The organism is Pseudomonas sp. NPDC090208 (assembly GCF_044746785.1).
In the GTDB taxonomy this organism is placed as follows: Bacteria; Pseudomonadota; Gammaproteobacteria; order Pseudomonadales; family Pseudomonadaceae; genus Aquipseudomonas.
In genome coordinates this window covers 16,394-28,495 of record NZ_JBIVCU010000018.1, presented here as the reverse complement: position 1 = coordinate 28,495, position 12,102 = coordinate 16,394, and the positions used below count along the sequence as shown (strand labels likewise).

The 12,102-nt window shown below is 62.0% G+C and carries 16 protein-coding genes; 7 read left to right on the top strand and 9 right to left on the bottom strand.

Going from position 1 to position 12,102, the window contains the following annotated elements:
• Positions 1–140: 140 nt before the first annotated feature.
• The 6 genes from ACIPL0_RS24850 to ACIPL0_RS24825 form a co-directional block, all read right to left on the bottom strand.
• The gene (locus ACIPL0_RS24850) at positions 141–482 is read right to left on the bottom strand and encodes a HopJ type III effector protein (protein WP_400600430.1); all 342 of its coding nucleotides are present in this window, start codon (positions 480–482) and stop codon (positions 141–143) included.
• Entirely contained in the window at positions 475–771 is a 297-nt protein-coding gene (locus ACIPL0_RS24845) for a DUF1244 domain-containing protein (RefSeq protein ID WP_400600432.1), read from the bottom strand. The genes ACIPL0_RS24850 and ACIPL0_RS24845 overlap by 8 nt, the downstream gene beginning before the upstream one ends.
• Before the next feature lie 201 nt (positions 772–972).
• Positions 973–1,344 (bottom strand): dihydroneopterin triphosphate 2'-epimerase, encoded by a 372-nt coding sequence (gene folX, locus ACIPL0_RS24840; RefSeq protein WP_400600434.1) that lies wholly within the window; start codon positions 1,342–1,344, stop codon positions 973–975.
• Positions 1,345–1,347: 3 nt separating this feature from the next.
• Positions 1,348–1,908: a GTP cyclohydrolase I FolE gene (gene folE, locus ACIPL0_RS24835; RefSeq protein ID WP_400600436.1), complete on the bottom strand. Its 561-nt coding sequence runs from the start codon at positions 1,906–1,908 to the stop codon at positions 1,348–1,350.
• Positions 1,909–1,929: 21 nt separating this feature from the next.
• Positions 1,930–2,640: a dihydromonapterin reductase gene (folM, locus tag ACIPL0_RS24830; protein ID WP_400600438.1), complete on the bottom strand. Its 711-nt coding sequence runs from the start codon at positions 2,638–2,640 to the stop codon at positions 1,930–1,932.
• A gap of 320 nt (positions 2,641–2,960) precedes the next feature.
• Positions 2,961–3,521: an antibiotic biosynthesis monooxygenase gene (locus tag ACIPL0_RS24825; protein WP_400600440.1), complete on the bottom strand. Its 561-nt coding sequence runs from the start codon at positions 3,519–3,521 to the stop codon at positions 2,961–2,963.
• 214 nt (positions 3,522–3,735) lie between these two features.
• On the opposite strand from ACIPL0_RS24825, the gene ACIPL0_RS24820 reads away from it, so the two are divergent.
• Positions 3,736–4,677: a MerR family transcriptional regulator gene (locus tag ACIPL0_RS24820; protein ID WP_400600442.1), complete on the top strand. Its 942-nt coding sequence runs from the start codon at positions 3,736–3,738 to the stop codon at positions 4,675–4,677.
• 142 nt (positions 4,678–4,819) lie between these two features.
• Here ACIPL0_RS24820 and ACIPL0_RS24815 read toward each other — a convergent pair whose 3' ends face one another.
• Together ACIPL0_RS24815 and ACIPL0_RS24810 are read right to left on the bottom strand one after the other, a co-directional pair.
• Positions 4,820–5,422 carry a hypothetical protein gene (locus ACIPL0_RS24815; protein WP_400600444.1) on the bottom strand — a complete coding sequence of 201 codons (603 nt, stop codon included), beginning with the start codon at positions 5,420–5,422 and terminating at the stop codon, positions 4,820–4,822.
• Positions 5,423–5,504: 82 nt separating this feature from the next.
• Complete coding sequence (locus ACIPL0_RS24810) at positions 5,505–5,951, bottom strand: PAS domain-containing protein (protein ID WP_400600446.1); 447 nt, start codon at positions 5,949–5,951, stop codon at positions 5,505–5,507.
• Positions 5,952–6,048: 97 nt separating this feature from the next.
• Here ACIPL0_RS24810 and ACIPL0_RS24805 point away from each other — a divergent pair, with 97 nt between their 5' ends.
• The gene (locus ACIPL0_RS24805) at positions 6,049–6,504 is read left to right on the top strand and encodes a flavodoxin (protein WP_400600448.1); all 456 of its coding nucleotides are present in this window, start codon (positions 6,049–6,051) and stop codon (positions 6,502–6,504) included.
• Here the strand turns inward: ACIPL0_RS24805 and ACIPL0_RS24800 are convergent.
• Positions 6,489–7,394 (bottom strand): LysR family transcriptional regulator, encoded by a 906-nt coding sequence (locus tag ACIPL0_RS24800; RefSeq protein ID WP_400600450.1) that lies wholly within the window; start codon positions 7,392–7,394, stop codon positions 6,489–6,491. The genes ACIPL0_RS24805 and ACIPL0_RS24800 overlap by 16 nt on opposite strands.
• A gap of 151 nt (positions 7,395–7,545) precedes the next feature.
• On the opposite strand from ACIPL0_RS24800, the gene ACIPL0_RS24795 reads away from it, so the two are divergent.
• The 5 genes from ACIPL0_RS24795 to ACIPL0_RS24775 all read left to right on the top strand — a co-directional run bounded on the left by ACIPL0_RS24795 (position 7,546) and on the right by ACIPL0_RS24775 (position 11,558).
• Entirely contained in the window at positions 7,546–7,923 is a 378-nt protein-coding gene (locus ACIPL0_RS24795; protein WP_400600452.1) for a CidA/LrgA family protein, read from the top strand.
• On the top strand, positions 7,920–8,621 hold the full coding sequence (locus tag ACIPL0_RS24790; protein ID WP_400600453.1) for an LrgB family protein: 702 nt from the start codon (positions 7,920–7,922) through the stop codon (positions 8,619–8,621). Before ACIPL0_RS24795 ends, ACIPL0_RS24790 begins: the two co-directional genes overlap by 4 nt.
• Positions 8,622–8,820: 199 nt before the next feature.
• A complete protein-coding gene (locus tag ACIPL0_RS24785; protein WP_400600490.1) occupies positions 8,821–9,570 on the top strand; it encodes a class II aldolase/adducin family protein in 750 nt (249 codons plus the stop codon).
• On the top strand, positions 9,570–10,541 hold the full coding sequence (locus ACIPL0_RS24780) for an alpha/beta fold hydrolase (protein WP_400600455.1): 972 nt from the start codon (positions 9,570–9,572) through the stop codon (positions 10,539–10,541). Before ACIPL0_RS24785 ends, ACIPL0_RS24780 begins: the two co-directional genes overlap by 1 nt.
• Before the next feature lie 105 nt (positions 10,542–10,646).
• A complete protein-coding gene (locus tag ACIPL0_RS24775; RefSeq protein WP_400600457.1) occupies positions 10,647–11,558 on the top strand; it encodes an SDR family oxidoreductase in 912 nt (303 codons plus the stop codon).
• Positions 11,559–12,102: the final 544 nt, after the last annotated feature.

The window sequence follows — 12,102 nt, the reverse complement described above, 5'->3', positions numbered from 1 at the left end:
GCATCGGCTATGCAAAGCCATCTGAAACGAGATCAATCGTAGGAGTGAGCTTGCTCGCGATGGCGCACGGTCAGAAATAATGATGCAACTGATCGGGCGTTATCGAGAGCAAGCTCACTCCTACAGTTTTTTGCGATCTGTCAGCCCTTGCGGGTCAACGGCTGGGCGCTGAATTTCACGCCGGCCAGGCCGTGGGCGATCAGTGCGCGGATGTTGCCGTGGTCGCTGCCTTCCGGCGTGGCGACGACGGAACGGTAATGCTCGCCGAACGCCAGCAGGGCTTCCTGATCGCTCAGGCCTTCCAGCAGGGCCAGGCCGAGGGTCTTGCACGAGCCTTCATTCTGGCCGGCGGCGTTTTCCATCGGGCCGTTGCTGAACGCCTGCGGCTGGTAGTCGTAATGCGCGGCGACAAAGGCCAGGGTGTCGGCGAAAACGTGTTCGCCGCTGTTGAGGCTGGCGCGCAGGGTGTTCAGGTCAGTCATGTTTCTTTTCCTTGGCGAACGCGGCTTGTTGGTCGGCGCTGGCTTCTTTCTGGTATTGGGCTTTCCACTCGGCGTACGGCATGCCGTAAACGACTTCGCGGGCGTCATCGAGGCTGATGTCGATCTGCTTCTCGTCGGCGGCGGCCTTGTACCACTTGGACAGGCAGTTGCGGCAGAAGCCGGAGAGGTTCATCAGGTCGATGTTCTGCACGTCCTTGCGGCTGTCCAGATGGGCAACCAGACGGCGGAAGGCGGCGGCTTCGAGTTCGAGGCGTTGTTGCTCGGTCATGATGGGCTCTGTGGGAATAAACGGTGCGGCGGATGATAAGAGTGCAGGGCGGGTGAGGCAACGATTGTCAGACAGGCACCGTTTGATGGCTGATACTGATGTGGGAGCGAATTCATTCGCGAGAGGCCTGTATATCCGATGCATCTGTGTCGGATGTTCTACCGCATCGCGAATGAATTCGCTCCCACAGGAAGGTGATATCTAGCGTTCTGCCGCCAGGGTAATCGACACCGACTCGGCAAAGCGCAGCGCGTGGGGCTTGTCGACTTCCACTTCGGCGTATTGCACCGCCTGGTGCTCCATCACCAGGTCCAGCACTTCCTGGGTCAGGCGTTCGAGCAGGGCGAAGCGGTTGCTTTCCACGTGGTGGATGATCGCCTTGGTGATGGTCCGGTAGTTCAGCGCGTGATCGATGTCGTTGTCGCGCACCGCTTCCTGGGCCGCGTACAGGATCGTCAGGTTGATCAGCACGTCCTGCTTGTTGAGGATCTCGTCCTCGTTGATGCCGATATAGGTGCGCAGGCACAGGTCTTTGACCCGGATGCGTGCGGTACCTGGTTCGAGTCTGGCCATGGACTACTTGCTCCGTCCGATCAGTTGCAGAAATTCCATGCGCGTGGTCACCGACTCGCGGAACGCGCCGAGCATCACCGAGGTGTTCATGGTCGAGTTCTGCTTTTCCACGCCGCGCATCATCATGCACATGTGCTTGGCCTCGATCACCACGGCGACGCCCGCCGCGTTGGTCACGCCCTGCACGGCTTCGGCGATCTGCCGGGTCAGGTTTTCCTGGATCTGCAGGCGGCGGGCGAACATGTCGACGATACGCGCGATCTTCGACAGGCCCAGCACTTTACCGGTCGGAATGTAGGCCACATGCGCCTTGCCAATGAACGGCAGCAGGTGGTGTTCGCACAGCGAATACAGCTCGATGTCCTTGACGATCACCATCTCGTCGTTGTCGGAGGCGAACAGTGCGCCGTTGACGATTTCGTCCAGCGTCTGTTCGTAGCCGTGACACAGGTACTGCATGGCCTTGGCCGCGCGTTTGGGGGTGTCCAGCAAGCCTTCGCGATCGGGGTCTTCGCCCAGGCCGACAAGGATTTCACGGTAGTGCTGAGGCAGTGACAGGGTCATCTCAAGGTTCCTCGGGGCGGCTCATTTGATGTGCCGTCCACCGTTTACAGTCAGGGTGGTGCCGGTGACGTAGGGGTTGTCCAGCAGATAGCGCACGCTCTGGTAGATCACCTCGGCGCCGGGTTCGATACCCAGGGCCGCCTTGGCCAGGGTGCGTGCGCGGTACGCCGCGTCGTCGTCGGGTTGAAACATCAGCATGGCCGGCGCAATGCCGTTGACCTTGATGGCGGGCGCAAACCGGGCGGCAAACGACTGCGTCAGGTTGTCCAGCCCGGCCTTGGTGGCGCTGTAGGCCATGTGTTTGCTGCTGCCCTTGCGGGTGACGTCATCGCCGATATGGATAATGTCGGCCATCTCCGAGCGCTGCAACAACTCGGCGCAATGCAGGTTGATCAGGTACGGCGCCAGCATGTGTACGTTGAACATGCGCAGAAACACGTCGGCCTCGTTGCCCGGCGTTTCGGCCAGCCATTCGGAGGCGTTGTGGATGATTGCGCGCAACGTGTCGGTGTGCTCCTTCAGCCTGCCGACAAACGCCATGATGCTGTCTTCGCCGGAAAAATCCCCCTCGATCAACACTGCGCCACGGGCCTTGAGCTGTTCCAGGCCGGGGCGTTCGCTGCGATAACTGACGATCACCGGCTGCCCTTCTTCCAGCAGGCGCAAGGCGCAATGCAGGCCGACCCGCTGGCTGGCGCCAGTGATCAGAACAGGGGCAGGAGAAGAAGCCATGGGCTGCTCGCGTGTCGTCGGGAAAGGGAAGGGCGCGGGCGTTTCGATCCTGAGCGGCTGGCGCGAGCTGCTTTCAATGCGCCATCAGAGAACGAGCGTCTGCGGGCAAAGTTAACCCAATGGTCAGTGGTGTACAACCGTGTGGGTTGTCATTGCGCACGAACTGCTCTGGCTTCTGGCCGGAGGCCGTGGGAGGGAGCCCTGCTCGCGAAAGCATAATGTCAGTGGACACAAAAGTGTCTGATCTGACGCCTTCGCGAGCAGGGCTCCCTCCCACGGATCCTCTGCCGGCCTTATCAATGGCGGTGTACTTCGGAGAGCTAGGCGGACTCGGTCGAGGCGGGCGCCACCGGCGCATCGCTGTGCAGCCAGCCGGAGAGCAGGTGCGTGGACAGTGGAATGAACCAGAACACCATCAGCGGCGTGAGAATCAGCGTGCTGATCATGATTCGTGGCACCAACTCCAGCGGCGCGAGCAACGGGCCGAGCACGTAGTTGAAGAGCAGCGACACCGGAAAGAACGCCAGCCAGATGGCCACGGCCTGTTTCCAGCGCGGCGGGCGCTGACCGACGCTGCCGAACCAGCCGTCCATGCCCCGTGCGCGATGCACCGAGTTGCGGGCGAACAGGCCGCTGCCACGCACCAGCCAGGAGCGTCGCGAGGCAGAATGCTCCCAGGCGTGCATGGTGATTTCATCGGCAAAGCGGAAAATGATCTGGAATTCGTCGTCTCCCGGAGGCGGAGCGAGTACCCCTGAGCCCAGATAGCCGGGAAAGTCGGTGGCGAGCTGTTCGCCTTCGTGCAGCCAGCTCAGCAGCTCTTCATAGCGGCCGTGGGCGACGCGACGGGCAACCATCAGCGTGACGGGTGAGGTAGACATTGTGTATCTCCGATAAACGAGTGAGATGCCCGGGTAGGGCAATCACGGGCGCAGTGCCGGGGTGGTGGCGTTGCGTCAGCTTCGTTGAAAAAAGCAAGCAAGGATTATTCCTTAAACCCCGGATAAATCCACAAGTCTTTGCCCGGCAGGCGCTTCAGGTGCCGGACGGTGGCTGTACAATCGAGCTTCATTCGATCCGGCAGCACTCAACAGCATGAGCTCATTACTCCATGACCCGCAGGTCGGCGACGGCCCGCATCCGGAAGAACTGTTTCCCATCCGCGAAGTAGCGCGGCTCACCGGCGTCAACCCGGTGACCCTGCGCGCCTGGGAGCGTCGTTATGGCTTGATCGTGCCGACCCGCACCGACAGCGGTCATCGTCTGTATTCCCAGGCCGATATCGACACGGTGCGCAGCATCATGGGCTGGATCGCCAGGGGCGTGGCGGTCAGCAAGGTCGGGCGGATTCTGGCCAGCGCCCGTCAGCAACCGCAGGCTGTCGCCGGTGTCAGCGATGCCACCGAATGCGCGGGCTGGCAACAGCGACTGCGGCAGGCCGTCAACGACTTCGATGAGCAACGGTTGGATCAGCTCTACGGCCAGGTTTTCTCCATGTACCCGCTGCCGGTGGTGTTCGAAGACGTGCTGATGCCGGTCTGGCGCGAGTTTGCGGTGAGCCATGACTCACGTGGGCAAACCAGCGAATGGCTGTTTTTCGACTGTTTCCTGCGGGTCAGGGTGATGCAACGGCTGCAACTGACGCGCATCAGCGTCGATCAGCGCGTGGTACTGGCCGCGCTGCCGGGCGGCTGCCGCGAGCTGGAACTGTGGGTGGCAGGGGTCATGCTGGCGGCCGCCGGTGTGGCGGTCAGCGTGCTGGCGCCGGGGCAGGCGCTGGAGGAGTTGAGCCATGTCTGCACTCGCATGCAGCCACAGGCGCTGGTGTTGTTCGCCAATCAGGTGCCGAGCTCGGAACTGCCGAAGCGGCTGCGTCGTCTTGGGCTGGAGTTGAGTTGCCCGCTGCTGCTGGCCGGTGAAACCGCCGATCTGGCGCAGGACAGTCTGGCCGGCTCACCGATCGCCTGTCTGGGCGGCCAAGGGTTGGTCATGCAGCGACGGTTGCAGCAGTTTTTGGCGGGAAGTCTGGATACCTGATCAGCTCGGAGCAGGATGCAATATCCGTATTTGTAGGAGTGAGCTTGCTCGCGATAGCAATGGGTCAGTAACTATGATTTAGCAGACCCAACACTATCGCGAGCAAGCTCACTCCTACAGAAAAGGTTTCGGTTTCGACAAGTCAAAGATGCATCGACGGATGAATCCGTTGGTGCTCCTGGAGGATGTACTGGCGCAGGCGTTCGGTGTCTTCCTTGCTGTTCTGGCTCAGGCGATAGGCCGCCAGACCCTGTTCGGTCAGGCGTTCGAAGGTGCCGCGCAGGGCGATGGGGGCGTGGCCGGAGGGGGTGAACCAGGCCGAAAAATATTTCGGCGGTTTGGTCTGGCGACGGTTTTCCAGCAGGATGCCTTTGAACGAAATCTCGTGGACCCACAGCGCGGTCAGCGAACCTTTCTCGGTTTCCAGCGCCACTGGCTCAGGCAGGGTCAGGCGCCACGGGCGAATGCGCGGGCCTTCTTCGAAAATGCTGGGGGCACCCAGTTCCAGGTGCAGCGCGTGAAACTCGTCTTCGACCAGATGCAGCGGAAAGGTCATCTGCTGGTTGTCGAACTGGGCCTGGATGGTCACTTGTTCGTGAGCCGCCAGACGGGTGAGCAAATCCTGAATCTGCACGCCGCCATTGACCAGCAGCGTACGGGACTTGTCGCGCAGGTTCAGCTTGGGGTTGTGCTGCATGTTCTGGATGAAGTCCAACTCATCCTGCGTGAGAAGGTTGTCGCGCATGGTCAAGCTCTATTAACCGGTTATTGAGACAGCAGACAGATAATTCACCGTTTGGTTGCCGCCGTTCGTCAGTTACCAAATATTACCGCTTCAAGGCGGCGATCTCTGCCTGAGCTTGCGCCAGTTCAGCCTGCAATTCGACAATTTTTTGCTGCGCCAACACCTGTTCGGTGACGTCCTTCTGTATCCCGATGAAATACATGCTGTTTTCCGCTTCGTTGAAAACCGGAGTGATCGACAGCTCGTTCCAGAACGGCGTGCCGTCCTTGCGGTAGTTGCGCAACACCTGACGGCAGGCCTGGCCCTTGTCCAGCGCCTGGCGGATGACCTTACGCGCCAGTTGGTCGCGGTCGTCCCCCTGCAGGAAGCGGCAGTCCTGATAAAGGATGTCGTCGGCGCTGAAACCGGTCAGCCGTTCGAAGGCGGCGTTGGCGTAAATCAGGATACTGTCGTTGCCTTCGTGCTCGGCGACCACGATGCCGTCATTGGAGGCGTCGACAACCAGTTGCATCAGTTTTGCGTTGATCACGGCGCGGACTCAGGTGGCATCGTAAAGCCAGCATTCTAAGATATTGCGCGAGTCTGGGGCATAATGCGCCGCACTTTTACTCGCTCAGGATCACCTAATGAAAGTCGCCATTGTTTCGGGCTCGGTGTATGGCTCGGCCGAAGAGGTAGCCCGTCACGCTCAGCAGATCATCAAGGCCGCCGGACATGAGGTCTATTTCAACCCGCGCGCCACCCTGGCCGACCTGCAAAACTTCGCACCGCAAGCCTTGCTGGCCGTGACGTCGACCACTGGCCTGGGCGAACTGCCGGACAACCTGCAGCCGCTTTATTCGCAGATCCGCGATGTATTGCCGGCAGCCTGGCGCGGCCTGCCCGGCGGCGTGATTGCCCTGGGCGACGCCAGCTACGGCGACACCTTCTGCGGCGGTGGAGAGCAGATGCGCGAGCTGTTCATCGAACTGGGCATCCGCGAAGTGCAGGACATGCTGCGTCTGGACGCCAGCGAAACCGTGACCCCGGAAAGCGATGCCGAGCCGTGGCTGGCCGAGTTCGTCGCTCACCTGAACGCCTGATCCACCGTTGGCGCTGCCTGTTCCCGCAGCAGCGCCAGCCATGCTTGTGCGGCCCGCGACAGGTAAGCGCCTTCGCGCCAGATAAAAGCGATGTCCCAGCGCAGACTCTGCGGCGCTTTCAGGGTCGCATGCACCACGCCGGGGCGAACCAGCGCCCGTGCCACCACTTGTGGCAGCAACACCACGCCCTGACCGGCCGCCACCAGCGCGGCGAGAAAGTCGGCCTGACCGCTGCGCCCACCTTCTTTCGGGGTAAAACCGACCTGCTGACAGGCCTGCAACAGCCGGTCGTTGAGCACGAAACTGCGCTGATAAAGCAGAAACGGCGTGTCGGCCAGCTGGCTCAATTCCACTTCCGGCAAATGCGCCAGCGGATGATCGGCGGGCAGCAATGCGTCCAGCGGTTCGTCACAGAAAGGCTGCCAGGCGAAGGCCGGATCGTCCGGGGTCAGGCTGCCGCCCAATTCCAGTTCGCCGCTCATCACCGCGTGTTCAATGGCGCGGCTGCCGCCTTCCAGCAAATGAATGGTGACGTTCGGATAACGTCGCCGATATTCGGCGAATGCCTTGGCAAACAGGGTGTCGCTGCCGAGCATCGGCAGGCCTAGGTGCAATTCGCCACGGGCCAGTTGGCTCAAGTCGTCCAGCTCGCGCAGCAGGCCGTTGCGCAGCACCAGCATTTCCTCGGCGCGCTGCAGCACCACCTTGCCGGCGGCGGTCAGGCTGATCTGCGAGCCGTGACGATCCAGCAGCGTCACGCCCAGGCTTTCCTCCAGCTGCGCGACCTGCTTGCTGACCGCCGACTGGCTGACGTACAGCGTTTTCGCCGCCTGGGTGAAACCGCCCTGGCGCACCACTTCGATGAAGCTGCGCAATTGTTTGAATTCCATCGATGCCCTCGACCCGCGATCACTGGTGGCAAGCATTTTGCCAGATATCTAAGGGGTGTAATTCCGATTTGGAATGGCTGCAAGTCTGACAATTCGTTTTTGGGATGAAAGATGAATCGTTAAACTGCAGTCCACAGAGGGCTGAAAGATCATGAAACGTTTGACTCGACTCGCGCGCGTGGCCATTGAAGTGGCTGTGCTCCTGGCCATTTATCAGATTGGCTGCGAGATCGCTGCCTGGCTGCACTGGCCGATTCCCGGCGGAGTGATTGGCCTGGGCCTGTTGTTGCTGGTGTTCGCCACGGGCCGGGTCAAGCCGGCCACCCTGCAGACCGGCGCCGGCCTGTTGCTGGCCGAGATGCTGCTGTTCTTCATTCCGCCGCTGATGAGCCTGCTGGACTACGGCACGCTGGTGCGCACCGACGGCTGGCGGATCATGCTGGTGATCGCCTGCAGCACGCTGATGGTGATGCTGGTGACGGCGCTGACGGTGGAGTGGGTGTGCCGCCTGAAGGAGCGTCGCGCATGAGCTTCGACGCCATTACTTTCAAACCGATGCCGATGTTCTGGCTGCTGATCACTGTCGGCGCCTATTTCGCCAGCCGCTGGCTGTACCGGCGCACCGGGCGTTATCTGCTGTCGCCGTTGATTCTGGTGCCCACCGTATTGCTGGCCGTGGCCGCGCCGATGCACACAGCCTATGCCGAATATTCCACCAACACCCACTGGCTGATGCTGGTGCTGGGGCCGGTCACCGTGGCGTTCGCCGTGCCGATCTGGCAGCAACGGGCGATGCTGGCGCGGCACTGGCCGGCGTTGCTGATCGGCATGCTCGCTGGCAGCGCCGCGTCGATTGCCAGTTCATTCGGGCTGTCCCGGGCGTTGGCGCTGGATCCGTCGGTGGTGATGTCGCTGGTGCCGCGTTCGATCACCACGCCATTCGCCATGCCGCTGGCCCATGATCTCGGCGGCGTGCCGGAACTGACGGCGGTGTTCGTCATGTGTACCGGTGTGTTCGGCGCAGCCCTGGGCGGCGTGTTGCTCAAATGGCTGCCGCTGCGCACGGCGCTGGCCCGGGGTGCGCTGTTTGGCGTCGGCGCCCACGGCGCAGGTGTCAGCCGTGCAAGGGAAGTGGGCGGCGAAGAAGGTTCGGTGGCCGGGTTGGTCATGGTGCTGACCGGGCTGCTTAATCTTTTTGCAGCGCCTCTGTTGGTGTGGATGCTCTGAAAGGCCCGTTTCAGAGCGCTTGCGCCACGCCTGACCCGGCAAGCCATTAAGCTGGCTGCGAAGGCGACTACGACTTTGGTGGGGGTGTCTAGACTCTGATTCCTAATTAGAGCCGGATCTCAACCGCCGAGGACAGTGGATCGTGAAAGTCGCCCAGGTACACAGCGAAGCCGTCAACCACACCCACCCCCATTCCACCGTGAAGGATCACGTCAGCGCCGCCGAATGGCAGACGCGAGTCGATCTTGCTGCGTGCTATCGACTGGTGGCCCTGCATGGCTGGGATGACCTGATCTTCACCCATATTTCCGCCAAGGTGCCGGGCACCGAAGACTTCCTGATCAACCCCTACGGTCAGATGTTTCACGAAATCACCGCGTCCAGCCTGGTCAAGGTCGATCAGGCCGGTCACAAGCTGATGGACAGCCCCTACGAGATCAACCCCGCCGGTTTCACCATTCACAGCGCCGTGCATGAGGCGCGCGAGGACGTGACCTGCGTGCTGCACACCCACACGGCGGCCGGTGTGGCGGTGTCGGCGCAGAAGCAGGGCGTGTTGCCGATCAGTCAGCAATCGATTTTCGTACTGTCCAGCCTGGGCTATCACGCTTATGAAGGGGTGGCGCTCAATCCCGAAGAAAAGGTCCGCCTGCAAGCGGATCTGGGCCCGAACAATTTCCTCATGCTGCATAACCACGGGCTGCTGGCCTGTGCATCGACCATCGCCGACACCTTTCTGATGATGTTCACCTTCCAGCGTGCCTGCGAAATCCAGGTACTGGCCCAGGGCGGCGGCGCCGAGCTGATTCCCATCGACGGCAAGATCCTCGCTGGCGCCAAGGCCATGGTTGCCGGTGTGACCCGCAGCGCGACGGGCATGGGCGGGCACCTCGCGTGGCCGGCGTTGTTGCGCAAGCTCGATCAGTTTTCGCCGGGGTATGCAGCGTAATGAGGCTGGCAGAGATTCCCCTCAGCGTCTGGCGTACCCGTGGGCGTGATTTTGCGTTTCGCGGCCACAACATCCGTTACTGGGTCGCCGGGCAAGGCGAGCCTTTGCTGCTGATCCACGGTTTCCCCACGGCCGGCTGGGACTGGCATTACCTGTGGCAACCGCTGGCACGGCAATACCGGGTGATCGTCTGCGACATGCTCGGTTTCGGCGACTCGGCCAAGCCACGGGACCACGATTACAGCCTGATCGAGCAGGCCGACTTGCAACAGGCGTTGCTCGACCACCTGCAAGTCGACCGGCCGGTGCATGTGCTGGCCCATGATTACGGCGACAGCGTCGCTCAGGAGTTGCTGGCCCGGCATGAGGAAGGCCGGTTCGCCATGGCCAGCTGCGCGTTTCTCAATGGCGGGCTGTTTCCGGAAGCCCATCGGCCGGTGTTGTTGCAAAAACTGTTGCTCAGCCCGGTTGGCTGGCTGATTGGCCGGGTGTTCAATCGCGACAGCCTGGACCGGGATTGCAGCCGGTTGTTCGGGCCCGATACCCGCCCCAGTGAAAGCGCGCTGGATGATCTGTGGAGCCTGATCTCCAATGGGCAGGGCCACCACATTCTCTATCGGCTGATCGCTTATGTGCCCGAACGCCTGATGCAGCGCGACCGCTGGGTGCGGGCGATGCAACAGAGCAGCGTGCCGATGCGCCTGATCAGTGGTGCGGTCGATCCGATTGCCGGTGAACGGACGGTGGAGCGTTATCGCGAGTTGCTCGCCGGGCCGGATACCGTGGTCATTCCCGGCATCGGCCACTATCCGCACATCGAGGCGCCGGCGGTGGTGCTGCGTCATTACCAGCGGTTCCGCGCCGATCTGGCCGAGTCCCGCTCCTGTCTGGTGCCGCCACCGCTGCCGGTCAGCGCCACGCCGGATCATCCCTTTGCGTTATCGGTCACTATTCAGAGTGCGTCGTGTTGATTGTGACCGGCTCGTGGCTGATTGAAACTCGGTGACCGATTAGCCCGTTGGCGCTCTTGTTTGATCAAGGGCGTGAACGGGTGCCACCACCGAGGGGAGAACAGCATGAGCGAGTCCGTACGTTTCGAAGACAAGGTGGTGATCGTCACCGGCGCCGGTGGCGGGCTGGGGCGCGCCCACGCGCTGTTGTTCGCCCGCCATGGCGCGAAGGTGGTGGTCAACGACCTCGGCGGTTCGGCCCATGGCGAAGGCGCCAATGCTTCGGCGGCTGACCGTGTGGTGGCACAGATTCGCGAACTGGGCGGCGAGGCCGTGGCCAGCCATGAGTCGGTCACCGACGGTGACAGGATCGTGCAGCAGGCGCTGGATAGCTTTGGCCGGGTCGATGTGGTGGTCAACAACGCCGGCATCCTGCGTGACAAAAGCTTCGCCAAGATGGAGGACGCCGACTGGGACCTGGTTTACCGGGTGCATGTGGAAGGCGCCTACAAAGTCACCCGTGCTGCCTGGCCGCACCTGCGCGAGCAGAATTTCGGCCGGGTGATCTTCACCTCGTCCACCTCCGGCATCTACGGCAACTTCGGCCAGTCCAACTACGGCATGGCCAAACTCGGCCTGTACGGCCTGACCCGCACCCTGGCGCTGGAAGGGCGCAAGAACAACATCCTGGTCAACGCCATCGCCCCCACCGGTGGCACGCGCATGACCGAAGGGTTGATTCCGGCCAGCGTTTTCGAACTGCTCAAGCCGGAGCTGGTCAGCCCGCTGGTGGTGTACCTGGGCAGCGAACAGTGCCAGGACAGCGGCGGTTTGTATGAAGTGGGTGGCGGCTGGGTCGGCAAAGTGCGCTGGGAGCGCAGCCTCGGCGCCGGTTTCGACCCGCATCAAGGCTTCACCCCGGAAGACGTTGCAGCGCAGTGGCAGACCATCAGCGACTTCAACGACGCCGTGCATCCGGCGGACAACGTCGAAGCGCTGAAGGAAATGATGACCAATCTGCAGAAATACGGCGGGTAGCAGCCCGGCTTGCCGGCGGTGGCGTCAGCCGGATCGCTGCCGCTGGCAAGCCATGCTGCTACGGGGCTTTCAACATCGACCTGTAGGAGTGAGCTTGCTCGCGATTGCATTGTGCCTGTAACGAAGATGCCGCCTGACCCAACGCATTCGCGAGCAGAGCTCCCTCCCACACAATCAAAAGCGGTGGCGTCTGCCGGATCGCTGCCGCTGGCAAGCCATGCTGCTACAGGGGGCTCAACACCAACCTGTAGGAGTGAGCTTGCTCGCGATTGCATTGTGCCTGTAACGAAGATGCCGCCTGACCCAACGCATTCGCGAGCAGGGCTCCCTCCCACAAAATCAAAAGCGCCGGTGTCCATGCACCCGTAGCAGCCCGGCTTGCCGGCGGTGGCGTCTGCCGGATCGCTGCCGCTGGCAAGCCATGCTGCTACAGGGGTCTCAACACCAACCTGTAGGAGTGAGCTTGCTCGCGATTGCATTGTGCCTGTAACGAAGATGCCGCCTGACCCAACGCATTCGCGAGCAGAGCTCCCTCCCACACACG

What these genes read in the sequence shown, in the direction of transcription:
- ACIPL0_RS24850 (WP_400600430.1), bottom strand. Translation starts at nt 482, where the DNA reads ATGACTGACCTGAACACCCTGCGCGCCAGCCTCAACAGCGGCGAACAC.
- ACIPL0_RS24845 (WP_400600432.1), bottom strand. Translation starts at nt 771, where the DNA reads ATGACCGAGCAACAACGCCTCGAACTCGAAGCCGCCGCCTTCCGCCGT.
- folX (WP_400600434.1), bottom strand. Translation starts at nt 1,344, where the DNA reads ATGGCCAGACTCGAACCAGGTACCGCACGCATCCGGGTCAAAGACCTG.
- folE (WP_400600436.1), bottom strand. Translation starts at nt 1,908, where the DNA reads ATGACCCTGTCACTGCCTCAGCACTACCGTGAAATCCTTGTCGGCCTG.
- folM (WP_400600438.1), bottom strand. Translation starts at nt 2,640, where the DNA reads ATGGCTTCTTCTCCTGCCCCTGTTCTGATCACTGGCGCCAGCCAGCGG.
- ACIPL0_RS24825 (WP_400600440.1), bottom strand. Translation starts at nt 3,521, where the DNA reads ATGTCTACCTCACCCGTCACGCTGATGGTTGCCCGTCGCGTCGCCCAC.
- ACIPL0_RS24820 (WP_400600442.1), top strand. Translation starts at nt 3,736, where the DNA reads ATGAGCTCATTACTCCATGACCCGCAGGTCGGCGACGGCCCGCATCCG.
- ACIPL0_RS24815 (WP_400600444.1), bottom strand. Translation starts at nt 5,422, where the DNA reads ATGCGCGACAACCTTCTCACGCAGGATGAGTTGGACTTCATCCAGAAC.
- ACIPL0_RS24805 (WP_400600448.1), top strand. Translation starts at nt 6,049, where the DNA reads ATGAAAGTCGCCATTGTTTCGGGCTCGGTGTATGGCTCGGCCGAAGAG.
- ACIPL0_RS24800 (WP_400600450.1), bottom strand. Translation starts at nt 7,394, where the DNA reads ATGGAATTCAAACAATTGCGCAGCTTCATCGAAGTGGTGCGCCAGGGC.
- ACIPL0_RS24795 (WP_400600452.1), top strand. Translation starts at nt 7,546, where the DNA reads ATGAAACGTTTGACTCGACTCGCGCGCGTGGCCATTGAAGTGGCTGTG.
- ACIPL0_RS24790 (WP_400600453.1), top strand. Translation starts at nt 7,920, where the DNA reads ATGAGCTTCGACGCCATTACTTTCAAACCGATGCCGATGTTCTGGCTG.
- ACIPL0_RS24780 (WP_400600455.1), top strand. Translation starts at nt 9,570, where the DNA reads ATGAGGCTGGCAGAGATTCCCCTCAGCGTCTGGCGTACCCGTGGGCGT.
- ACIPL0_RS24775 (WP_400600457.1), top strand. Translation starts at nt 10,647, where the DNA reads ATGAGCGAGTCCGTACGTTTCGAAGACAAGGTGGTGATCGTCACCGGC.